The organism is Cupriavidus sp. GW821-FHT02F09 (genome assembly GCF_059421605.1).
In genome coordinates this window covers 12,986-36,183 of sequence record NZ_JBWKVH010000047.1, presented here as the reverse complement: position 1 = coordinate 36,183, position 23,198 = coordinate 12,986, and the positions used below count along the sequence as shown (strand labels likewise).

Here is a 23,198-nt window from a genome sequence, read left to right as displayed (position 1 = left end):
AACAAATGAGGGCAGGCTCGGGCGCGGCCCATGCTGACCGGGAACACTGCTCGCATTTGCTCACAGGCGCGCCGGACCTGCCGGGGCCTTGCGATGGGCCGCATTGTACAACCAAAATCCGGCATCACCGCCTTAAATGCCGCCCCGGCCCCGGAACGGGCTGTCCGCCCCCGGGCGTCAGGCCGTGGCTTGTTCCGGCAACTGGTGCCGGAAGCGTTCGCGGCCGGTATAGAGCAGGAAGTGGCGCCCCGTGCACCGGGCAAAGAGAGCCAGGTTGACGCGTTGGGCCATCTGGTAGCCCATCTGCGTGACGCCCGAGCGCGACAGCAGGAATGGAATGCCCATCTGGGCGCCCTTGATCACCATCTCCGAGGTCAGCCGCCCGGTGGTGTAGAACACCTTGTCAGCGCCGCTCATGCCTTCAAGCCACATCAGCCCCGCGATGGCATCCACGGCGTTGTGCCGGCCCACATCCTCGATGAACATCAGCAGCTCGCGCCCGCGGAACAGTGCGCAGCCATGCACGGAGCCGGCCTGTTTGTAGACCGACTGCTGCAGCCGGATGGTGTCGACGATGCCGTAGAGCGTTTCCTGGTCCAGGGTGGCGTCGTCCGGCAGCCGGATATTGTCCACTTCGTCCAGCAACGAGCCAAACACGGTGCCCTGGCCACAGCCGGTGGTCACCACCCGGCGCGCCGTGCGCTCCTCGATGCGATCCACGCCCGTGCGGGTCGTGACGGCGGCGGATTCGGTCTCCCAGTCGACCTGGATGGCAGCAATATCCTCGACCGATTCGACCAGGCGCTGGTTGCGCAGGTAACCCAGCACCAGGGCCTCGGGCGCCCCGCCCAGCGTCATCAGCGTCACCAGCTCGCGTTTGTCCAGGTAGACCGTCAGCGGGCGCTCGCCGGGCAGGAAGGCCTGGCGCACGCGCCCCTGCTCGTCGACCACCTCGACCTCTTCGATCAAGGGGACGCACGCGTGGGTCATTTCAGGGCGCAGGGGCATGGGCGTTGGGGATGCGGGATGGGCGGCGCGTGCTGGGAACTGCCGGCCCGCGCTGCCCCCCATCCGTCAGGACTTGGCGATCACGCCGCAAGCGATGCGGCCGCCGGAGTTGCCGGTGGGCTGGGTCTTGTAGTCGTCCGGGTCCTTGTGGACGACCACCGCGCGGCCCACCAGGCTGGTGGGGCCGGCGCCCAAGGTCACGCCGGTCAGCTCGAAGCTGGCCTGGGCGCGGCCGGTAGCGTCGGCCTTGAGGTTGTTGATGTCGCCAGCATGATGGTCGGGCATCGACATCGAACCGTGCGGCTTGGCCGTCGGGTTGAAGTGGCCGCCCGCGCTCATGGCGTCGGGGGCCGAGCAGTCGCCCTTCTCGTGCACGTGGAAGCCGTGCTCGGTATTGGGCGGCAGGCCGGTTACGTCGGCCTTGACCAGCACCGTGTCACCGCGCTGGGTGAAGGTGATGCTGCCCTGCGTCGCGGTACCGCTCTTGGACGCCAGCGCGGCGACCGCGGTATCGGACCTGCTCATCCCCATGCCCCCGCAGCCGGCCAGAGTGCCTGCCAGGGTGCCCGCTACAGCCAGACCGAAAAGTACACGTACACGCTTCATGCCGAACCTCCTCTCACGGTGATGTCCGGGGCGATTGTACCGCTCCCGTGCCCGGCGCTGCGGCCGGTTTGTGATCCGAAGGCGTGGCGACAGGTGCGGTGGAAGGTCCTCCAGCAGTGCTTGCTGCGGCTTGCGCAGCCGGCGCTTGCGCTACGAACGGGCCCGGATCGGCACACGGCGCGGCGGTGGCAGCCGCCGCCACCACCTTGCCTTTGGCCTGCATGTCGCTGTAGTAGTGCGCCGCCGCCTTGTCTTGCGCTCGGCACAGCTGATAAGCGGCCACCTTGTCGGCCCAGCCGGCGCGCGCCTTGGCCTCGTCGGCCTTGAGCTTTTGCGCCTCGGTCGGCGGCGGCAGTTTGGCCAGGGCGCCTGTGCCGCCAAGGGCCAGGGCGAGCACCAGCAGAATGCGGTTCATGGATCGGGCTCCTCGTTGGGGATCGGCCGTGCGCGCTCAGACTTCGCCCGGGCTGGCCCGGCCGCCGGCACGCTCGCCCGGCTCTGGCTCGGCCGCGCGCTGCACGGGGATCTTGCCTGCCTTGATATCGTCGTACCAGAGCTCGTGGTGCTCCTTGGCCCAGGCTTCATCGACCCAGCCGTCGCGCATGGCGCGGTAGGCCCCTTCCATGCCGATGGTACCCATGTAGATATGGCCGCAGGCCATGGCCATCATCAGCACCGCCGCGATGCCATGGATGACGTTGGCAACCTGCATGGTGGCGCGGTAGAAATCCATGCCGGGCACGATCATGTCGAGCACCCAGCCGGAGGCCGACAGGATCAGGCCGAAGACCACCAGCCCGCCCCAGAACCAGGCCTTCTCGCCGGCGTTGAAGCGCCCGCTTGGCACGTGCTTGCCGGACACGAGCCCGCCGAGCTTGATGAGCCACTGCCAGTCCTCCCGGGCGGGGAAGTTGTCGCGCACGAAGATCACGAAGCCGACGATCACCGACAAGGTAAAGACCGGGCCGACGATGTTATGGACGTTCTTCAGCAGGTAGGTGAGCCAGCCGAACAAGGTGTGGCCCATCAGGGGCAGCAGGAAATGCTTGCCGAACAGCATCACGATGCCCGAGACAGCCAGCGTGACGAATGAAATCGCCATGGTCCAGTGCACCATGCGCTCCAGCGGCGTAAAGCGCTGGATCATGCGGCCGGTACGCGGCGTCTTGAGCGGGATCGCGCCGCGCCAGAAGAAAAAGGCCAGGATCGCGGCGGGCACCACCACGATCAGCCAGCCGCCCCAGACGGTGATCACCCCGTTGCGGAACAGGCGCCACTTCTGCCCGGTGCGCTGGATCAGCACCCCGGCTTCCTTGGCTGGCAGGCTGCTGTAGTGCGCCTGGTCGGAATTCGCCTCCCGCCAGACCGGCGCGTTGTTGCCCGGTTGATCCTTGCTACGCGCCTGCTGGGCCTGCGCCTCGGCTGCGAGATCGCGGCGGGGCACGTTGAAGATGTTCTCGGAAGCGATGCCCGCGAAGGGCTGGGCCGGATGCGTGGCGGGGTTGTTGGCCTCGGCGGGCGCGCCGGCCGCCTGCGGCGCGGAAGCGCCCTGGGCCGGGGCTTGGGCTTGGGCTTGCGCCCGCGCGGCCCCGGGCGGCGCCAGCAAGGCCAGCGCGCAGGCCACCCCCACCAGGTAGCGGAACCAGCCAGGATTGAGCGTCGGCTTCATATGCCCTCCATCGGGTCGGCCAGGGTGCGCCCCGGGCTTCGCATCGCCGCCGTCATGGCGTGCGGTTGTATTCGTTCTGGTACTGGTTGCGCTCGCGGATCTGGTTTTGCCAACTGGTCTTGTCGCCTGGCGTCCAGCCCTTGGCCACGAAGGGGTCGCCCGGCGCGCCCTCGTACGCCGGCGCGTCGGATTTCTTGTGCGCCGCCGTGGCGGTCTGCGCGCGCTCGCCACAGGCGGCCAGCGCGGTGCAGCCGGCGGCCAGCAGGATCAGCAACAGGCGGGTCATGATGGCTGCGCTCCTGAAGCGGGTGGCGCGGCGGGCGGCGCCGCGCCCGCGCCCGCGGTACCCTGCGTGGCGCCCTTGTTGCCGTAGGCCGTGCCCCAGCCGAACACATCGCCGCCCTTGCCGCGCTTGATCACGCGGTTGCGCAGTATGTCGGCAATCACGTCGCCGTCGCCGCCCAGCAGCGCTTTGGTCGAGCACATTTCCGCGCACAGCGGCAGCTTGCCTTCGGCCAGCCGGTTTCGTCCGTACTTCTCGAATTCTTCGTCGCTGCCGTTTTTCTCCGGCCCGCCGGCGCAGAACGTGCACTTGTCCATCTTGCCGCGCACGCCGAAGGTCCCGGCGCTGGGGAACTGGGGAGCGCCGAACGGGCAGGCGTAGGAGCAGTAGCCGCAGCCGATGCAGACGTCCTTGTCGTGCAGCACCACGCCGTCTTCGGTACGGTAGAAGCAGTCGACCGGGCACACCGCCATGCAAGGCGCGTCCGAGCAGTGCATGCAGGCGACCGAGATCGATTTCTCGGCGCCGACGATGCCGTCGTTGATGGTCACCACGCGACGCCGGTTGACGCCCCACGGCACCTCGTGCTCGTTCTTGCAGGCGGTGACGCAGCTGTTGCACTCGATGCAACGCTCGGCGTCACAGATGAATTTCATGCGTGCCATGGTCGTTCCTTGCCCTTGGTCTCTGTCCCTATCGCCATCTCTGCCGCCATCTCTGTCGCTAACCCTGTCGCTATCTCGATGGCGATCACAACCGCATTCAGGTGAACCGCGCGATCTGGCAGATCGTGGTCTTGGTTTCCTGCATCATCGTCACCGAGTCATAGCCGTAGGTGGTGGCCGTGTTGATGGCCTCACCGCGCACGATCGGCATCGCGCCCTCCGGGTAGTACTCCTTCAGGTCCTTGCCCTGCCACCAGCCGGAGAAGTGGAACGGGATGAAGGCGGTATCCACGCCGACGCGCTCGGTCACCAGCGCGCGCACCTTGATGTGCGCGCCGGTGGGCGTGCTGACCCAGCAGAAGTCGCCGTTGCGGATGCCGCGATCGGACGCCGCGCGCGGGTTGATCTCGACGAAGTTCTCCTGCTGCAACTCGGCCAGCCACGGGTTGGACCGGGTTTCCTCCCCCCCGCCCTCGTACTCGACCAGGCGGCCGGAGGTGAGAATGATCGGGAACTTCTCGTAGAGCTTGTTCTCGACGTTGCGCTGCTGCAGCGACTTGTACAGCGTGGGCAGCCGCCAGAACGCCATCTTGTCGTCGTGCGTGGGGTACTTGGCGACCATGTCGGGCCGGGTGGAATACAGCGGCTCGCGGTGCTGCGGGATCGGGTCAGGGAAGTTCCACACGATGGCCCGCGCCTTGGCGTTGCCAAAGGGGTGGCAGCCATGGTTCTTCAGCACCACGCGCTGGATGCCACCGGACAAATCCGTCTTCCAGTTCTTGCCCTCGGCCTTCTGCTTCTCGGCGTCCGTCAGCTCATCCCACCAGCCCAGCTTCTTCAGCAGCACGTGGTCGAACTCCGGGTAGCCGGTGGTAATGTCCGCGCCTTTCGAGTACGAGCCGTCCTCGGCCAGCAGGCTGACGCCGTCGCGCTCCACGCCGAAGTTGGCGCGGAAGTTGCCGCCGCCGTCCATGACGTTGCGGCTGGTGTCATACAGGTTGGGCGAGCCGGGGTGCTTGAGCTCCGGCGTGCCATAGCACGGCCACGGCAGGCCAAAGTAATCGCCGGTCAGGTCGTAGCCGGTCAACGGATCCTTGCCGCCCAGGCAGCGCAGCGTGCGCACGTCGAACTTCTCCATATTGCGCATATGCGACTTGAGCCGCTCGGGAGATTGCCCGGTGTAGCCGATGGTCCAGTTGCTGGCATTGATCTCGCGCAGGATGGATTCGACTTCGGGCTCCATCCAGGTCCGGCCCGCGCGCTTGACCTCGTTGAGCTTGAAGTTCTTCGACAGCTCCTTGCCAAAGCCGAGCCGCTCGGCGAAGGCCTGCATGATGGTGTGGTCCGGCATCGACTCGAACAGCGGCTCGATCACCTTCTCGCGCCACTGCAGCGAGCGGTTGGAGGCCGTGCAGGACCCGGTGGTCTCGAACTGCGTGCAGGCCGGCAGCAGGTAGACCGCGCGGTTCGGGTTGACCTTGTCGCCTTCCGCCGGCGGCATGTTGGCCATCGCGGCGGTGGCTGACGGATAAGGGTCGATCACCACCAGCAGGTCGAGCTTGTCGAGCGCCTTTTTCATCTCCAGCCCGCGCGTCTGCGAGTTGGGTGCATGGCCCCAGAAAAACACCCCGCGGACGTTGTTGTCCTGGTCGATCAGCTCTGGCTTCTCGGTCACGATATCGATCCAGCGCGACACTGTGGTCCCGGACTTCTCCATCATCGCCTGCGAGGCGTACTGCTTCTTGATCCATTCGTAGTCGACGCCCCACACCGCGGCATAGTGCTTCCAGGCGCCAGTGGCCAGGCCATAGTAACCCGGCAGCGAGTCCGGGTTGGGACCCACGTCGGTCGCGCCCTGCACGTTATCGTGACCGCGGAAGATGTTGGCGCCGCCGCCCGACACGCCGATATTGCCCAGCGCCAGCTGCACGATGCAGGAGGCGCGCACGATGGCGTTGCCGATGGTGTGCTGGGTCTGGCCCATGCACCACACCAGCGTGCTGGGCCGGTTCTTGGCCATGATCTCGGCAACCTGATGGACCTGCGCCTCGGGCACGCCGCAGACTTCCTCGACCTTGTCCGGCGTCCACTTGGCGAGGACTTCCTCCTTGACGCGGTCCATGCCGTAGACGCGATCGTTGATGTACTTCTGGTCTTCCCAGCCGTTCTGGAAGATGTGGTACAGCACGCCGAACAGGAAAGCGATATCGGTGCCCGAGCGGACCCGTACGTAGTAATCGGACTTCGCGGCCGTACGGGTGTAGCGCGGATCGACCACGATCACCTTGCAGCCGTTCTCCTTGGCGTGCAGCAGGTGCAGCATCGACACCGGGTGCGCCTCGGCCGCGTTGGAGCCGATATACAGCGCCGCGCGGGCGTTCTGCATATCGTTGTACGAATTGGTCATCGCACCATAGCCCCACGTATTGGCCACGCCGGCCACCGTGGTGGAGTGGCAGATGCGTGCCTGGTGGTCGGTGTTGTTGGTGCCGAAGAACGATACCCACTTGCGCAGCAGGTAGGACCCTTCGTTGCTGTGCTTGGAGGAACCGACGAAGAACATCGAGTCCGGCCCGGTCTGCTGGCGGATCTCTTTCATCCTGGCGGTGATCTCGTCGAGCGCCTGATCCCAACTGACGCGCTGGTATTTGCCGTTCACCAGCTTCATCGGGTACTTCAGCCGGTACTCGCCGTGGCCGTGCTCGCGCAGCGCGGCGCCCTTGGCGCAGTGCGCGCCCATGTTGATCGGCGAATCGAAGACCGGGTTCTGGCGCACCCACACGCCGTTGTGCACCACGGCATCGACCGCGCACCCCACCGAGCAGTGGCCACACACGGTACGGCGCACCACGATATTGCCCTTGTCCTCGCCGCCGGCCGCCGCACCTGAGGCATCCGCGGCATCGGCCCGGCGCAACAGCGTCAGCTGCGAAGCCGCCAGCCCCACGCCCACCCCGATGCCGGAGCGCTTGAGAAAGCTGCGCCGGTCCATGGTGGGCATGGCACCCGCCAGCCCGGCAGCCAGACGCTCGGAGAGCCGGCCGCCAGCGCGCTCGCCCGAGCCGCTAGCCAGTTGCGAAGATGCGCTGCCCTGCGCCGCGCGTTTGCGGGTCAAGATCATGTGTCACCCCAGGATGGAAACGAGGTAGAGCGAGGCGTGCGCCAGGCGCGGCCACTCACACCAGCGTAGTCCGGTAGTACTTGCGAATATGCTCTGTGACCCGGTAGCCGTCGCCGTCGGTCGACGTGACATCGGGAATGGCCGCCGCCAGGCTGGGCACGGCGGGCATGGCCGGACCGCGCGAAGTCAGCGCGGCGGCGGCGCCGGCCGCGGCAACAACCCCGGTGCCGGCAAGGAAGGCGCGGCGCGCGGCCTTCGGCTGCTTGTCTTTCATTTGGGGGGGCTCCTCGGCCTGTCCAGACCGATTACCAATCCTGTTATGAATGCTATTGCCTATTTTAGAATGATATGTGTCGAAAGACCATGAATCCCCGGGATTTCCATGATGGCAATCAAGAACTTGCGTGCGATCAATGCATGTCCAGCGCGATCGCCTCGACCGCCATGAAGGCCTTCAGCAGCGCGGCCACGCGGGCATAGAGCCGCGCTTGCGGATGCGCCGTCGCGCTGTCGCACAGGGTTTCCACCCATGACTGCAGATGGCGCGAGAAAAAGTGCTGCTGCTCGGCAAGGTTTGCCACGCCGGCGTCCTCGCCCGCCACCAGGAAGCGCATCACCTCGCACAATGTGGCGATGTGATCCTCGGTTTCGCTGACATTGTCCTGGCGCACCAGGCCATAGCGCGCCAGATCGTCGCGCAGCGCCACCAGCGGGCGCTCATTGAGGAAGCCGGTCTGGTAGTAGGAGCCGTACAGCAGGACTTCCGGCTTGCCCACGCCGACGAACAATTGCTGGTATTCGTCGCTGGCTTGCTCGGCCGTGGTGACCGATGCTGCGTCGCACAAATCGTTCCAGGCGTCGCCCAGCGGCGTGGCGGCGTCCTCGCCGTGCGCGCGGTTGGCGGCGATATGGTGCAGCAGCGCGGCATCCGGCGCGCGATACAGCAGCGTGGCCAGCAGGCCGTACAGGTCCGCCCGGGCGGTGTCTTCTGCGTCGGGCGCCGCGTGGGCGACCGGAGGGATCAGCTGGATAGGCTGGAAATCTGTCATGTCGTGATGATTCTCAAGGATGGCCTGCTTGGCTACTGCAAGGCGTTGCCGCTGGCCTCGCCGCTGTTCTTTTCCATCATGTCGACGACGCGGCAATCGCCGCACATCTTCAAGCGCTCGGCGGCCTCGCCGGCAAACGCCGGGTGGCTCGCCAGCCGGGCCAGCATGGCATGCACCATCTGGGCGGTGCCGAACGGCTTGGCGCAGCGAATGCAATGGAAGGGCTGGGTCTCGGCCAACGTCACGGTGCGGCGCGCTTGCTCACCGCTGAGCAAGCGCGGCACCAGGGTGATGGCGTCTTCCGGGCAGGTCTTCTCGCACAAGCCGCACTGCACGCAGTTGCGCTCCAGGAAGCCCAGCACCGGCTGCTCGGGATTATCGCGCAGGGCTTGCGAGGGACAGGCGCCAACGCAGGCCATGCACAACGTGCAGCGCCCGGTGTCCACCGCCACCGCGCCCAGCGGCGCCCCGGCAGGCAGCGCCACGCTGGCGGCCGGGCGCGGCGCATTGCGCACGAGATGATCCAGCGCAAAATCCAGCGTCTCGCGCTTGGCGGCCGCAGCGTGGAACACGGCGGCTGGCAGGTTGCTCCCCGGCGCGGCCAAGGCCGATAGTTGCACGTCCAGCGTGACGGCATCCGGGCCATCGACCAGCGACAGGCATTCGCCGTCATAGCCGAGGCCCGCCAGAATAGCCTGCCCCACTGCTACCTGCCCGGCCAGCGCCGTGCGGTATTGCGGGGCTTCGTCACCGGTGAGCATCACGGCGACACGTCCGGCGCCCCAGCAGATGGCCGCCAGCCACAGCTCAAGCCCGCACGCGGCCGGGTGGAACAACCCCACCGGAATCACATTGGGCGGCATGCCGTGGGCCTGTCCGGCGCGCGCAGCGCGGCCCAACGCCAGGATGGGCGCATTGCCGTACTCCTCGCCATGCAGCAACAGCACAGCGTCGCGCCCGCCCGCAGCGCGGTAGGCCGAGATCAGGGTGCGCAAGCGCTCGCCGAGGTGATCCGGCTTGGGATAGGCATAGCTGATGGCGCCGGTTGGGCACACCGTGGTGCAGGCGCCGCAGCCCATGCACAGGTTCGGCGTGACCTCAATGCGGCCGCGCCCGTCGTGCCATTGCGAGCGGATCGCTTCGGTGGAGCAGATGTCGATACAGGCCGTGCAACCCGTGGTCTGGTTGCGGCCATGCGCGCAGAGTTTCTCCTTGTACTGGAAGAACTTCGGCTTCTCGAACTCGCCCACCAACTGGACCAGTGCCAATGCCTGCGCCTGCTGGCGCAGCGCATCCGCGCCGGCGTACAGGTAGCCCTGCGGCGGCGCGTGCATGAGGAAGGCCGGCGTGTCGGCCAGGTCGAACACCAGGTCGAAGCGTTCCGTGGCAGTGGCGGCCGGGCGCTCGAAATCGATCGCGGCAGCGGCGCCGCAGGCCATCACGCAAGCGCGATGCGAGCGGCAGCGGTCCAGGTCCACTTGGTAGCTGAAATCGATGGCGTCTTCCGGGCAAGCGTCGATGCAGGCATTACAGCGCGTGCACAGGTCCAGGTCGATCGGGTTGCTGCGTCCCGCGCCGGTCTCCCAGCTGGCCTCGAAGGCGCCCAGCCAGCCGCCGAGCTTGACCAGCTTGCCGCTGTGCACGGGGAACGCCCGCGAGGCGGGCAGGCCGGCCGGGGCCATGGCCCCGGCGGCGGCGGCGCTGAGCAGCACCGAAACATCCATGCCGGCTTCGGCCAGCTTGCCGGCCCAGGGAATCGCACGGTCGGCGGGGCCTAGCACCAGCACAGCGCCGCCAGAGCGGTAGTCCACCACGGGCACCGGATCCGGGTCCGGCAGCGCGGCGGCGGCCAGCAAGGCAGCGATCTTGGCGTTGGCGGTTTTCGGGTCGCGCCGCGCCCCCTGCGACCAGCCACCGGTCTCGCGGATATTGACGAAGCGCACGGGCGCCGTCATGGTGCCCTCGGCCTGGCGCCGGGCGGCTACCTCGGTAAACAGCGCGCGCTCCTGCGTGCAAGCCACGATGACATCGTCGGTGCCGGCGAGCGCGGCGGTGAAGTCTCCAATCTCGCGGCGGCACAGCAGATGATGGACCTTGAGTGGCGTCTTCACGCCACCCGCGGGCGCGGGAACATTGCCCGACAATGCCGCCCCGTCAAGCGGCATCGTGTCGTTGCAATTGCAGATCAGCGTCGGCATGGAGAGTGCGGCTGGCCGGCCTGGCCGCTCCATTTGTTGGGAGTCTTGCCGCCAGCTGAATGTGGGGGAAGCCTATTGTAGGCCGCGCCAAGGGCAGCGACTACGCGTGTTTGCCTGGGGCGGAAGTGCCGGCCGGGGACGCGGCAGGAGGCAAGCCAGTATCGGCATCGGCATCGGCATCGGCATCGGCATCGGTGGCGGTTGCAGTTGCAGTTGCGGTGGCGGTGGCAATGCCGGCCTCCCCAGCCTCGCCGGCTGTTTGCGGCAATGCAGCAAACGGCTCGGGCGTCACCAGGGCGGCATCTTGCACATCGGGCCCTTCTTGCTGTGCGCGAGCCGCCGCCAGTTCCTCATCGGTGGGCGCGAACAGCCCCAGCGTCTCGGACTGGCGCATACGCCGCAGCACATCAAGCGGAATCGGATCGGGCTGGCTGTAGTCGTCGATATAGGTATCGAGGCCGTCCATCACGTTGAAATGCGGATCGGCAAACAACGTCTTGAGCGCGGCGCGCTTCACGTTCTCGTCCACGCCGCGCGCGACGAAGCGAGCGATGCTGTCGCCCGGCTGCAGCAAGGCGGCATCGGCTAGCGTGGGGAGCGGTTCAGCGGGTGGGGTAGGTGGAACGGGGTCTGGCAGTGCCTGGGCTACTGGTGCATCCTTGCCGGGAGGCACGGATGATTCCGCCGGCAGGGGTGGCTCAGCCTCAAGCGGCTTGCCGTCGCGCGCCGCGGCCTTGCGGCGGGACCAGCGCGACAGGAAGGAAGCATCGCTCATGCGCGGTCTGCCAGCATCAGTAGCGCGCCCTGTCCTCCGGCGCCTTGAATGATTCCGGGCGGCGGCGTTTCTTGGGCTCGGGGTGGTAGTACTGGGCCACGTAGGCTTGCAGCCACTCCAGCTGCTCAGGGGCCAGCGGCACGTTCTCGACGGTTTCGCCGGCGTCGAGCCAGCGTCCAGCCTCGTTGTAGGACAGTGTCACCGTCACCGGCACCGGCAGCGGCTCGCCGTCTCGCGACGTCGGCACGGCAGCCTGCCCGCCCTCCTCTGCCATTCGCCACAGCACGAACCAGCAGGGCGCGGTGGAAGTGAGGTTGAGGTAATAACCCTCGGCCTCGTCGCGGAACAGCGTGACAGCGTAGCCCGGGTACAGCCAGCGCGCGCCGTGTTCGTCCTGCGCCAGGCAGTGGGGCACGGCGCCAAACTCGCCAAGATCCGGCAGCACGGCGCCGAGTTCCCATTTCCAAGGCTGCCAGCGGCTGGCCAGCGGCACGCGGCGCATCACCACGGCCATGGTCACGCCGGGCCGGCCAGCGGGCACGGCGTCGGGGGCCGGGTTGCCTGCAGCGGAGTCGGCTGGCGTGTCCATGGGGATCAGGTGTTCTGCACCACGATACTGGGGAACTTGCTGGTCATATCGCGGGCGCGGTCGGCCACCTTGATAGCCACCTTGCGCGCCATGGCGCGGTACAGCTCGGCGATCGGGCTATCAGGATCGGACACCACGGTGGGCCGGCCGGTATCGGCCTGCTCGCGGATCGAGCGGTTAAGCGGCATGCTGCCCAGCAGGTCCACGCCGTAGTCCTCGCACATCTTCTCGCCACCGCCTTCGCCGAAGATATGCTCGACGTGGCCGCAGTTCGGGCAGCAGTAGACAGCCATGTTCTCGACGATGCCGAGAATGGGGATGCCCACCTTCTCGAACATCTTCAGGCCCTTCTTGGCGTCCAGCAGGGCGATATCCTGGGGGGTGGTGACGATGACGGCACCCGTCACCGGCACTTTCTGCGACAGCGTCAGCTGGATGTCGCCGGTGCCCGGCGGCATGTCGACGATCAGGTAATCGAGATCGTGCCAGTTGGTCTGGCGCAGCAACTGCTCCAGCGCCGAGGTCACCATCGGGCCACGCCACACCATCGGGTTGTCCTGCTCGATCAGGAAGCCGATCGAGTTGGCCTGCAGGCCGTGGCCTTCGAGCGGTTCCATGGTCTGGCCATCGGACGACTCCGGGCGGCCATCGATGCCCAGCATCATGGGCAGGCTCGGGCCGTAGATGTCGGCGTCGAGCATGCCCACGCGGGCACCCTCGGCGGACAGCGCCAGCGCCAGGTTGACGGCGGTGGTGGACTTGCCCACGCCGCCCTTGCCCGACGCCACGGCGATCACGTTCTTGACGCCCGGCAGCAGCTTGACGCCGCGCTGCACCGCGTGGGCCACGATTTTCATGCTGACGGCCACGTTGGCATTGGCCACGCCAGGCAACTGGCGCAGCGCATCCACCACTTGTTTGCGGATCGGTTCCAGCTGGCTCTTGCCGGGATAACCCAGCTCCACTTCCAGCGACACATCGCCGCCTTCGACCCGCACATTGCGAGCCGAACGGGTGGACACCAGATCCCGGCCCGTGTTGGGGTCGATCACGGTGCGCAGGACTTCGGTAACCTGGTCGACGGTGAGGCTCAAGACAATCTCCGCTACTGAATATGGGAATATGGGGGAAGGCGCGTACTTTATCAAAGTATGAGCGAAGTGCGGCGCAAGGGTAACGTGAGGGTAATGCGAGAGCGGCAAGCCCAGGATCTACACGTGGAATTACACGCACTTACAACTGTCACAGCAACAGGCTTGTGCACCCGGCACCATCTCCTTATTGTAGTGCGCCAGGAACGCGAGCCCGGTGAATACGGTCCGGGCCCTTGTATTCAGGTGTCTTCCGCGTTATTTCTAGCGGTGTTGCGCGCACCACTTCAAAATCAGCCAAAACGCTTCGTCCTGAAGGAGAAAGCATGAAACTCAAGCTCGTCAGCCTTGCCATTGTCGCCACCCTTGCCGCGGGCTGCGCCACAGAGCAAGGCACCCAGACCGCGGTCGGCACCGGCGTGGGCGCTGCGGTCGGCGCCGGCCTGGGCAACCTGATCGGCGGCAATACCACCGGCACGCTCGTCGGCGCGGCGGTCGGCGGGGCCCTGGGCGGGGCCACGGGTTACAACTGGAACGCAATCCGCGGCAAGCTGAACAAGGACACGGCGGGCACGGGCACGCAGATCACCGAGCAGCCGGACGGCTCGCTCAAGGTGAACATCCCGAGCCAGGTGACCTTCGATACGGACAGCGCCACCATCAAGCCGTCGTTCCGCTCGGTGCTCGACCAGGTCTCGCAGACCCTTGCCCAGCAACAGGACGTCTCCGCCACCGTGGTGGGCCATACCGACAGCACCGGCAACCCGAACTACAACATGCAGTTGTCGCAGCGCCGCGCCCAGAGCGTCGCAACCTACCTGGGTGACCGAGGCGTTGCCCGGACCCGCCTGGCAGCCGAAGGACGGGGCCAGACCCAGCCGGTCGCGGACAACGCCACCGAGGCCGGGCGCGCACAAAATCGCCGGGTCGAAATTTATTTGAAACCAATTCAGAGATGATGCGGTCATAGAAATAGGTACCGCTTGTCACCGTTGCTGGCTCGCGATGGGTGGCTGACCTCCCGGGCGGTATCTGATTTCTCCTCCTTTTCCGTTGTGGAAAGCTGCGCCGGCTCTGACCGGCGCTTTTTTTGTCCTCAGTTTATTGAGCGCCTCTTGCGTCACTAAATATCACTCGAAGCCCTCTCTTCCGCCTGCGCGCTGCCGCAGTGCACGCGCTGCCCGCCCCGCTTGTTAGAATAGCCCTCTCACGGTGCCCGCCCGACTTTGGTGGCGACGCCCCCCGCCTTACCGTCCACCCCCCTCCTGACCGGCAATTTTTCCATGACCGCACGTCGCATCCTCGTTACTTCTGCCCTGCCCTACGCCAACGGCCAGATCCATATCGGCCACCTGGTGGAATACATCCAGACCGACATCTGGGTGCGCTTCCAGCGCATGATGGCGAACGAGGTCTACTACGTCGGCGCGGACGACACGCACGGCACTCCGGTGATGCTGCGGGCCGAGAAGGAAGGCATTACGCCCAAGCAGCTGATCGATCGCGTGTGGACCGAGCACAAGCGCGACTTCGACAGCTTCATGGTGTCGTTCGACAACTACTACAGCACCGACTCGGATGAGAACAAGCAGCTCTCCGAGAAGATCTACCTGGCGCTGAAGGCCGAGGACCTGATCGCCGAGCGCGAGGTCGAGCAGTTCTACGACCCGGTCAAGAACATGTTCCTGCCGGACCGCTTCATCAAGGGCGAATGTCCGAAGTGCGGCGCCAAGGACCAGTACGGCGACTCATGCGAAGTCTGCGGCACGACCTACGTGCCCACCGACCTGAAAAACCCGTACTCGGTGGTGTCGGGCGCCACCCCGGTGCGCAAGTCCTCCGCGCATTACTTCTTCAAGCTGTCCGACCCGCGCTGCGAAACCTTCCTGCGCGAGTGGGTGGCCGACCTGGCCCAGCCGGAAGCGGCCAACAAGATGCAGGAATGGCTGGGCGCCGAAGGCGAGGCTTCCACGCTCTCGGACTGGGACATCTCGCGCGATGCGCCCTACTTCGGCTTTGAGATTCCCGGCGCTCCCGGCAAGTATTTCTACGTGTGGCTGGATGCGCCGATCGGCTACTACGCCAGCTTCAAGAACCTGGCCGAAAAGAAGGGCATCGATTTCGACGCCTGGGTAGGCCCGCACTCCACCGCCGAGCAATATCATTTCATCGGCAAGGACATCCTGTACTTCCACACGCTGTTCTGGCCGGCCATGCTGCGCTTCTCGGGCTACCGCACGCCCACCAACGTGTTTGCCCACGGCTTCCTGACGGTGGACGGCGCCAAGATGAGCAAGTCGCGCGGCACCTTCATTACCGCGCAGAGCTATATCGACACCGGCATGAACCCGGAATGGCTGCGCTACTACTTCGCCGCCAAGCTCAACGCCAGCATGGAAGACCTCGACCTGAACCTCGATGACTTCATTGCGCGCGTGAACAGCGACCTGATCGGCAAGTACGTCAACATTGCCAGCCGCGCCGCCGGCTTCCTGGTCAAGCGTTTCGACGGCGTGGTGGACGAGGCCGCGCTGGCCAACCCGCTGCTCAAGCAATTGCGTGAAGCCGCGCCGCAAGTGGCACAGTTCTATGAAGCCCGCGAGTACAGCAAGGCGCTGCGCCTGGTGATGGAGCTCACGGATTCGGTGAACGCCTTCGTCGACACGGAGAAGCCGTGGGAGCTGGCACGCGACGAAAGCAAGCGCGCGGCCCTGCACGCTGCGTGCTCGGTCTCGCTGGAAGCCTTCCGCCTGCTCACCGTCTACCTCAAGCCGGTGGTGCCGCAAATGGCCGCGGGCGTGGAGCGATTCCTCAATATCGAGCCGCTGGACTGGCGCGGCATCGACAAGCAACTCTCGGCTTCGCGCCCGGTGCAGCCGTACTCGCACCTGATGACGCGCGTGGATGCCAAGCAGGTCGACGCACTGCTGGCCGCCAACCGCGACTCGCTGCAGGCCACCGCGCCCGCCGGTGAAGCGGATGCCGCCGCTGCGTCGATCGAGCCCATCGCCGACACCATCACAATCGACGACTTCGCCAAGATCGACCTGCGCGTGGCCAAGATCGTGGACTGCCAGAAGGTGGAAGGATCGAGCAAGCTGCTGCAGCTCACGCTGGACCTGGGCGAAGGCAAGACGCGCAACGTCTTCTCCGGCATCCAGTCGGCCTACACGCCCGAGCAGCTGGTGGGCAAGCTCACCGTGATGGTGGCCAACCTGGCTCCGCGCAAGATGAAGTTCGGGCTGTCCGAGGGCATGGTGCTGGCCGCATCGGCAGCGGATGAGAAAGCCACGCCGGGCCTCTGGATCCTGGAGCCGCACGAAGGCGCTGTGCCGGGCATGCGCATCGGCTGACCCGCGGGGGCGGTGAGGCGCGCCAGCGCTGAGCCGCCAACGCGCCATGGCGCCGGCGCCGATTGACGCCACGCCCCCGGGAAGCCCATACTGCACCCATGCCCGACAGGGTGTTGATGGGATTTCCTGGCATGCCCGACAGCGTTCCCGGCCACGCCCCCGCCCCCGCTGGCACGCCAGCGCCGCCCGCTGGCGGCAGGCCGCGCCTACGCCAGCCCTTCCCCCTCGCCGCCTTCCACCCGCGCCTGCTCGACAGCCTGCGCGACTACAACCGCGCCCTCTTCTTCAAGGACCTCGCCGCCGGCCTCACCGTGGGTGTGGTGGCGCTGCCGCTGGCGATGGCCTTTGCCATCGCCAGCGGGATGCCACCGCAGGCCGGCCTGTTCACCGCCATCATCGCGGGCTTCCTGATCGCCGCGCTGGGCGGCTCGCCGGTGCAGATCGGCGGTCCCGCCGGCGCCTTCATCGTCATCGTCTACGGCATCGTGGCGCGCTACGGCGTGGCCAACCTGCTGATCGCTACCATCCTGGCGGGCGGCCTGCTGTTCGCCATGGGGCTGTTCCGGCTAGGCACCCTGATCCGCTTTATCCCCGTGGCCATCGTGATCGGCTTCACCAACGGCATCGCCGTGCTGATCATGGTCTCGCAGATCGCCGATTTCCTTGGCCTGCAAACCGGCAAGCTGCCTGGCAACTTCCTTTCGCAGATGCGTGTGCTGGGACGCGCCCTGCCCACGGTGTCCTGGCCCACGGTGGCACTGGCGGTCAGCTCGCTGGTGGTGGTGGCGGGCTGGTCGCGCCTGGCCCTGCTGGCAGGCAAGCGCTGGCGCCCCGTATCGACGATTGCGGCAAACCCGGCAAGCCCGCCCAATGCGCACGGCCGCCTTGGCCGCGCGCTGGCCATGGTTCCCGGCACGGTGACAGCGCTGGTGCTAGCCACCGCGGCCAATGCCCTGCTGCACTTGCCGGTGGAGACCATCGGCACGCGCTTCGGCGGCATTCCGCAGGGCCTGCCGCCGTTTGCGCTGCCGCAACTGAGCTGGCAACTGGTCCAGCAACTGGTGGCGCCCACCCTGACCATCGCCCTGCTCGGCGCCATCGAATCGCTGCTCTGCGCACGCGTGGCCGACAGCCTGATCGACGACCGCCACGATCCCAACCAGGAACTGATGGCGCAGGGCATCGCCAATATCGTCACGCCGTTCTTCGGCGGCCTGCCGGCCACGGGCACCATCGCCCGTACCGTCACCAACGTACGCAGCGGTGGGCGCACGCCGGTGGCTGGCATGATCCACGCCGCCACGCTGCTGCTGATCGTGCTGGTGGCGGCGCCAATGGCCAGCGCCATCCCGCTCGCCACGCTGGCCGCCATCCTGCTCTACGTGGCGTGGAACATGGGCGAGTGGCATGTGTTCGGGCTGACGCACCTGAAGCGCTACAGCAACAACTACCGCATCATCCTGCTCGGCACCTTCGTGCTGACCGTGGTGTTCGACCTGACCGTGGCGGTGCAGGTGGGACTGGTGCTCGCCTGCCTGTTCTTCATCTACCGCATGGCCGCGCTCACGCAGATCGAGGCGATCGCGCCAGCCGCGCTGCCCCCGGCGGCCGACGGCAGGCCGCTGCCGGCCGGCGAGGTGGCGGCCTATCACATGACCGGCGCGCTCTTCTTCGGCGCCGTCAACAAAGTGGAAGCGCTGATCGACCCCCGCGACCGCACGCAGCCGGTACCGGCGGTGCTGATCCTGGACGTGGGCAAGCTGGTGGCACTGGACACCACCGGCCTGGACACGCTGGACGCCTTGCGCAAGACGCTGGCGCGGCGTGGCGGCACGCTGGTGCTGTGCGCCGCGGCAGCACAGGTGATGTCGCTGATGCGGCGCGCGGGCTTCCTGGAACAGATGGGCACGGCAAACTATTGCGACACGCTGGCCGCAGCCTGTGCCAGGGCCGGCGTCTTGCTCGCAGAGCGGGCCGAGCGGCCCGCGGCAGGCTAACCGCCCTGCAGCCTCTCGTCGCTGCGCGAGGTGTGCGTTACCTTGCCGTCAGCGTTGAAATGCACGTTGAAGAACGCTTTCTCCTGCGCGCTTTCCCACCAGCGGTAGCCCCACACCTCTTCCTTCTTGAGCGCGAAAGCTTCCACCTTGGTAGGCTTGCCGACCAGGCGGCGGATATCGTCGCGGCTCATGCCGGCGCGCACGCGCGCGAAGTTCTCCGCGGTCAGCACCTGCTCGATCGCGCGCACCTTGCCATCGGCGCCGATCGTCACCATCCAGGTGGTGGCGCCTTCCGGGCCGCGCGGGTATTCCAGCCGGCGGCCGCCGTCCTCTTCTTCCCAGGTGATCTCCGGGCGCCCGGCCTGTTTGCGCACGTCGTCCTCGCTGGATTCGCCCACCACGATGCCCTTGAACAACTGGCTGTCGGGCTTGACCGAGTTCCAGGTGGCGTGCGCGGTATCGCCCGCCTTCTTCATCGCTTCGTCGACCTTTTGCTGGTCGCACCCGAACAGGGCAAGCACGGAGGAAATCAGTCCCATGGCGGCAAGGCGTCGGTAAGACGCGGCAGTGACGGAGGTGGCGGAGGTGGGCGGCACGCAGATCATGGCGCGTGTCTCAGGGCTGCGCGGGCGCGGCTGCGTCCGTTGCATTGCTGTCGGCATCCTGGCTGGCATCGGTCTGGCTCCTCGCGGTTCCGGCGCGGCTGGACGCGCCCGTGAACAAATTACCCCAACTGTCGAAGCGGCGGTTAAACAGCACCGAAAGCCCGTTGATCGAGCCGCCCTTGGCAATCAGCGACCAGCGCCGCGAGAATGCCCAGGTCAGCTTGACCACGTTGCTGGCACTGGTCAGGCTCTGCTCATAGCCCGCCGAGATCTTTTCGGTCACGGCCTTGCCCACGCTGACCACCTGCTGGTCGTTGAGGCCGGCCGTGCTTGGCCCGATCGAAAACTCGTCGATGCCCAGATGCTGCACGATCCCCTTGCCCGCGCGCCCGCCCAGCATGCCCAGCGCGGCACCGCCCAGGGCCCCCGCACTCAGTTGCTGCTGCTGTCCGGCCGCGGCGCCTTCCGCGCCGTAGCCGAACATGAGCCATGACAGCTTATCCTCCTCCGGCACATTCGGCTCGGACACCAGCTTGACGCGCGGCAGGCGTACCGTGCCGGTCACCTCCACCCCCGCCTCCACTTCCTGGTTGCGGCGCATGGCGCGGATATTGAGGTTGGGATTGTCCACCGGCCCGTTGAAATTGACGATGCCGCGCTCGATGTTGAGCTTGCGCCCGAACGCTTCATAGGTGCCGTCGGTCACGCGGATGGTGCCGGTGGCGCGCAGCGGCGTCAGTGGGGCGCTGCGCACGCCAAGCTGCCCGCCCAGGCGCAGGTCCGCGCCGGCCCCGCGGAAGCGGAAATTGTCGCCAAGGTCGAGCGTGAGGTCGATCAGCGGGCTGAAGCGGCTGGCCGGCTTGGCCTCCGGCACCGGCGTGGCGGCGGTCTTGATCTCGCGCTGGTCGCGGCGGCGCACCACCACTACGTCGTCGCCCAGCTCCGGGGCGCCGGCCTTGGGCAGGTCGAACAAGCCGCGATCCACGCGGAACTTGCCGCGGATCACGATCTGGCGATTCTCGTTGGCGATGCTGGCATCACCGGAAATGATCAGCGTGCGCTCGGGGCTGGCAAAGAGCTGGAGCTTGTCGGCCACGATCTTGCCCGTCAGGTTGGGATCGGTGTCGCCCAGTTTCACGTTGCCGGTGGCCACGATCTTGCCGTCGCCGCCGCGGAACTCCACCTGCTTGAGCTCGATGGTGTTCTGGTCGAGCACCACGTGCACGATGCCATCGGTCAGCTGGATACCCAGGTCGTAGAGCGTGATGGCGATGCCGGTGCCGTCGATATTGCCGGTGACGAGGGGCTGCCCGACGCTGCCCGCCAGTTGCAGGACTGCCGCCAGCTTGCCATCGAACGCGTATTGCGGGCCGCTCAGCGCCTCCAGCGACTTGATCTTCGGCACATCCAGCGAGACCTTGCCCGCCAGCGTGGAAGCCGGCGTCACCGTCATCAGGCCCTGCTCCTGGATCAGCCCGGCGGAGGCGTCTACCACCACCTTGCCGACCCGTGCGGCCTCGATGCCGCCTTTCAGGTTGACGCGGCTGCCGGCAAACTCGGCGCGCAGCGCGGTTTCTCCCAGGCCCAGCGCGGTGTAGCCCCGCCCGGCGCTCACCGAGACGTCGCCGCTGCGCCGGCGCAGCTCGGCAAAGCCGGAGGCAGACTCGGCCAGCGTGATGTTCCAGCGGCCGTCCAAGACCAGGTCCGAGCGCACCGGCGGCGCCTCGCCCGTCAAGGCCTCGGCCAGGCGCAGCACGTTGGCCACCTGCAGGCCATCGAGGTTGCCCTGGGTGCGGATGCGGCCGTGGTCGAAATCGAAGCTGTCCACAATCACGCGGGCGCGCTCGAACTGCAGGCTGGCCGCGCCGAGATGCACGCGCTGGTCCGCCACCTGCAGTTGCGTCGGCGCGATCAGCCGCACGTTGACCGTGCCGCGCTCCTCCAAGGAGCCGATGGTGCCCTTCCAGCCGGCCGCCCCCTGCCAGGCGCCCTGCCCCGACAAGGCGAGTTGCATCGGCTTGTCGTGCAACGCGCCGGCCGCCTTCAGGTCGAAGGCATGGCTGGCCTGGGTGCCGCTGAGCGAGGCATCGAGCGTGCGCAGCGTGGCGACCGGGCCGCGATAGTCGCGGGCGTTCAGTTTCAGCGCGAGCGTGCCGTTCAGCCCCCCGCGCAACTCGGCGCTGCCGCTGGCGCTGGCCACGTGGTGCGGGCCCACCACCAGCGACTGCGCGGCATAGCTGGCCACGATCTCGGGCCGCGCCAGCGTGCCGGTGATGTCCGCGTCGAGCTTTAGCACGCCGGCCACGCCGAACTTGAGCCGATCGAGCTGCGGCGCGTCCACATGCACTTTCAGGCGGTCGCCGCGCGCGCCAAAGCTGCCGTTGAGCTGGGCCTGGTTGCCTGCCATCTCCAGCGTGGCCTGGCTCGGCAGCAAGCGCTCGCCTGCCAGCCGCAGCTTGCCCTCGCCACGCATCGGCAGCCCTGCATAGACGCTGTCGCGCACCGCGAAGTCCAGCGCCACGCGGTGCTCCGGCGCTAGCGTGCCGCTGGCGGTGAAGTCCGCATTGATGCGCCCGGGCGCCACCTCGGCCACGCGGGCCGGGTCGAAATTGATCAGCTTGCCCTTGAAGCTGAAGGGCTGCGTGTCCTTCAGCGACAGCTTGCCATCGGCGTTAAGCGTGCCCGCGCCGATGCCGGCACGCAGCGAGGTCAACGTCACTGCCTCGGCATCCAGATGCGCATCGGCAAAGAGCTTGTACTCGCCGCCGGCCAGGTCCAGCGCCACGCTCTGGCGGCCGGGCTCCATCCGCAAGCTCACCGGCCCGGACAAGCGCACGCGCTTCAGGCTGCCATAGAGGGCCTGCGGGTCGAGGTCGCGCACGTCGAGGTCGAAGCCGCCGCGGCCATCGCGCAGCGCACCGCCGCCGCGGATCTCGCCGCCGCCGGCCAGCGCCACGTGCAGGTCGCGCACCATCTGCGCCGCCTCGCTGACCTCGATATACGCTTGCACCGATTCCACCGGCAGGCGCTCGGCGTCGAGCTTGCCGGCCTCGTGGTTGACGATGCGCACGTCGCCCGCCACGCGCAGGGGCACGCTGTCGTGGGCGCTGCCAGGCTTGGCGGCGGGCGTGGAGGCCGACGTTGCAACTGCCGATGCCGATGCCGGCGGTGCCGCCGGGGCGCTGGCCGCTGCGGCCGGCACCGGCGTAGCCGCGCCATCCACCGGGCGCAACTCGGCCTGCACGGAAAGATTGGCACGCGGTGCCGAGGGGCTGAACAAGCGCGGATTGATGTGCTCGCCATTGACCAGCACATGGGTGAACGGCACCTTGCCAAACGGCGTCAGGTCCGCCTCGGCGCGGCCGCGCAGGCGATCACCGCTGGCCTCGGCTTGCGCGTGCAGCATGGCAAGCGAGCCACGCACATTGGCGCTGATGCTAAAGGATTCCTTCTGCCAGCTGCCCTCCAGCAGCGCGGCGCCGTTCAGCGCAAACGGCGCCTGGCCGGCGATCTGCGCATTGGCGGCCAGCTTGCCGTATGGCGTGACCAGCCGTTCCACGCTGATGCGGTGGCGTTGCCCGTCGGAATGCAGCGAGCCCGCCAGGTCGCTAAACACCATCTCGCTGGGCGTGGCCGGCGGCCCTTGCAGCAAGGTCAGGCGGTCCAGCGTGAGCGTATCCACGTCCACTGCCAATGGCAGTTCGAGCGATTTTGGCAAGGTGGCGGGCGCGCTGTCAGGCTGCGACGGCGGCAGGTGCAGCGTGACGGCGCCCACGCGCAGCGCGCTGACATGCAAGCGGGTCGGCGACCAGCCAAGCGCCCAACTGCCGTCGACACGGTCAATCGTCACCCGTGTCTCGCCGCTGGCAAACACCACATCGCGCAACCGCAGGCCATGCGCCACCGTGCCGCCTTCGAGCTTGCCAGACAACGCGCCTGAGGACAGGCGCGTGGCCAGCGACCACAGCTGGCGCGTGCCGGCCTCCGTACGCAAGGCTTGCACCACCGCCGCGAGCGCCGCCAGCACCAACAACAGCAGCACCACGACGCACCAGGCCAGCCAGCGCCCGAGGCGCGTGCGGCGCGGCCGTGCCGGCCCGGGCGGAACATCGCCGGAGGCGGGCACGGGAGGCATGTCGGGAATGCTCATGTGGCAAAACCCCTGCAACTGCGTTCATGGAGGCCGCCG

18 protein-coding genes are annotated in these 23,198 nt (G+C 67.2%); 3 read left to right on the top strand and 15 right to left on the bottom strand.

Features of this window, described 5'->3' with window-relative positions; translation table 11 throughout:
• Window positions 1–177: 177 nt before the first annotated feature.
• From AC07XB_RS32890 to apbC, 13 genes are all read right to left on the bottom strand, one after another.
• A complete protein-coding gene (locus AC07XB_RS32890) occupies window positions 178–1,008 on the bottom strand; it encodes a formate dehydrogenase accessory sulfurtransferase FdhD (protein ID WP_416049447.1) in 831 nt (276 codons plus the stop codon).
• Between the two features lie 66 nt (window positions 1,009–1,074).
• The gene (locus AC07XB_RS32885) at window positions 1,075–1,614 is read right to left on the bottom strand and encodes a superoxide dismutase family protein (RefSeq protein ID WP_492374982.1); all 540 of its coding nucleotides are present in this window, start codon (window positions 1,612–1,614) and stop codon (window positions 1,075–1,077) included.
• A gap of 13 nt (window positions 1,615–1,627) precedes the next feature.
• Window positions 1,628–2,029 (bottom strand): hypothetical protein, encoded by a 402-nt coding sequence (locus AC07XB_RS32880; protein WP_492374981.1) that lies wholly within the window; start codon window positions 2,027–2,029, stop codon window positions 1,628–1,630.
• Window positions 2,030–2,065: 36 nt separating this feature from the next.
• Entirely contained in the window at window positions 2,066–3,283 is a 1,218-nt protein-coding gene (locus tag AC07XB_RS32875; protein ID WP_492831564.1) for a formate dehydrogenase subunit gamma, read from the bottom strand.
• Window positions 3,284–3,335: 52 nt separating this feature from the next.
• Window positions 3,336–3,569, bottom strand: a complete 234-nt coding sequence (locus tag AC07XB_RS32870) for a hypothetical protein (RefSeq protein WP_150984024.1) — start codon at window positions 3,567–3,569, stop codon at window positions 3,336–3,338.
• Window positions 3,566–4,231, bottom strand: coding sequence for a formate dehydrogenase FDH3 subunit beta (fdh3B, locus tag AC07XB_RS32865; RefSeq protein WP_492374978.1), 666 nt, complete (start codon window positions 4,229–4,231; stop codon window positions 3,566–3,568). Before fdh3B ends, AC07XB_RS32870 begins: the two co-directional genes overlap by 4 nt.
• 97 nt (window positions 4,232–4,328) lie before the next feature.
• Window positions 4,329–7,352, bottom strand: a complete 3,024-nt coding sequence (locus tag AC07XB_RS32860) for a molybdopterin-dependent oxidoreductase (protein WP_492831563.1) — start codon at window positions 7,350–7,352, stop codon at window positions 4,329–4,331.
• A 55-nt stretch (window positions 7,353–7,407) separates the two neighbouring features.
• Complete coding sequence (locus tag AC07XB_RS32855; protein ID WP_043348783.1) at window positions 7,408–7,626, bottom strand: formate dehydrogenase; 219 nt, start codon at window positions 7,624–7,626, stop codon at window positions 7,408–7,410.
• Window positions 7,627–7,762: 136 nt separating this feature from the next.
• Window positions 7,763–8,401, bottom strand: coding sequence for a TorD/DmsD family molecular chaperone (locus AC07XB_RS32850; RefSeq protein ID WP_492831562.1), 639 nt, complete (start codon window positions 8,399–8,401; stop codon window positions 7,763–7,765).
• 32 nt (window positions 8,402–8,433) lie between these two features.
• Window positions 8,434–10,599 carry a 4Fe-4S binding protein gene (locus tag AC07XB_RS32845; protein ID WP_492831561.1) on the bottom strand — a complete coding sequence of 722 codons (2,166 nt, stop codon included), beginning with the start codon at window positions 10,597–10,599 and terminating at the stop codon, window positions 8,434–8,436.
• A 100-nt stretch (window positions 10,600–10,699) separates the two neighbouring features.
• Window positions 10,700–11,374: a DUF3306 domain-containing protein gene (locus AC07XB_RS32840; protein ID WP_492831560.1), complete on the bottom strand. Its 675-nt coding sequence runs from the start codon at window positions 11,372–11,374 to the stop codon at window positions 10,700–10,702.
• Between the two features lie 16 nt (window positions 11,375–11,390).
• Entirely contained in the window at window positions 11,391–11,963 is a 573-nt protein-coding gene (locus AC07XB_RS32835; protein ID WP_492810796.1) for a DUF3305 domain-containing protein, read from the bottom strand.
• 5 nt (window positions 11,964–11,968) lie between these two features.
• Window positions 11,969–13,057, bottom strand: a complete 1,089-nt coding sequence (gene apbC, locus AC07XB_RS32830) for an iron-sulfur cluster carrier protein ApbC (protein WP_492831559.1) — start codon at window positions 13,055–13,057, stop codon at window positions 11,969–11,971.
• Between the two features lie 323 nt (window positions 13,058–13,380).
• Between apbC and AC07XB_RS32825 the strand changes: the two genes are divergently transcribed.
• The 3 genes from AC07XB_RS32825 (at window position 13,381) to AC07XB_RS32815 (ending at window position 18,404) form a co-directional block, all read left to right on the top strand.
• Entirely contained in the window at window positions 13,381–14,013 is a 633-nt protein-coding gene (locus tag AC07XB_RS32825; RefSeq protein ID WP_150984015.1) for a YiaD family glycine zipper/OmpA-like lipoprotein, read from the top strand.
• A gap of 324 nt (window positions 14,014–14,337) precedes the next feature.
• A complete protein-coding gene (gene metG / locus AC07XB_RS32820; RefSeq protein WP_492374971.1) occupies window positions 14,338–16,407 on the top strand; it encodes a methionine--tRNA ligase in 2,070 nt (689 codons plus the stop codon).
• Between the two features lie 131 nt (window positions 16,408–16,538).
• The gene (locus AC07XB_RS32815; RefSeq protein ID WP_492831558.1) at window positions 16,539–18,404 is read left to right on the top strand and encodes a SulP family inorganic anion transporter; all 1,866 of its coding nucleotides are present in this window, start codon (window positions 16,539–16,541) and stop codon (window positions 18,402–18,404) included.
• Here AC07XB_RS32815 and bamE read toward each other — a convergent pair.
• On the bottom strand, window positions 18,401–18,943 hold the full coding sequence (gene bamE, locus AC07XB_RS32810; protein WP_043352217.1) for an outer membrane protein assembly factor BamE domain-containing protein: 543 nt from the start codon (window positions 18,941–18,943) through the stop codon (window positions 18,401–18,403). The two genes, AC07XB_RS32815 and bamE, sit on opposite strands and share 4 nt — an antisense overlap.
• A 76-nt stretch (window positions 18,944–19,019) precedes the next feature.
• Window positions 19,020–23,159 carry a translocation/assembly module TamB domain-containing protein gene (locus AC07XB_RS32805; RefSeq protein WP_492831557.1) on the bottom strand — a complete coding sequence of 1,380 codons (4,140 nt, stop codon included), beginning with the start codon at window positions 23,157–23,159 and terminating at the stop codon, window positions 19,020–19,022.
• Window positions 23,160–23,198: the final 39 nt, after the last annotated feature.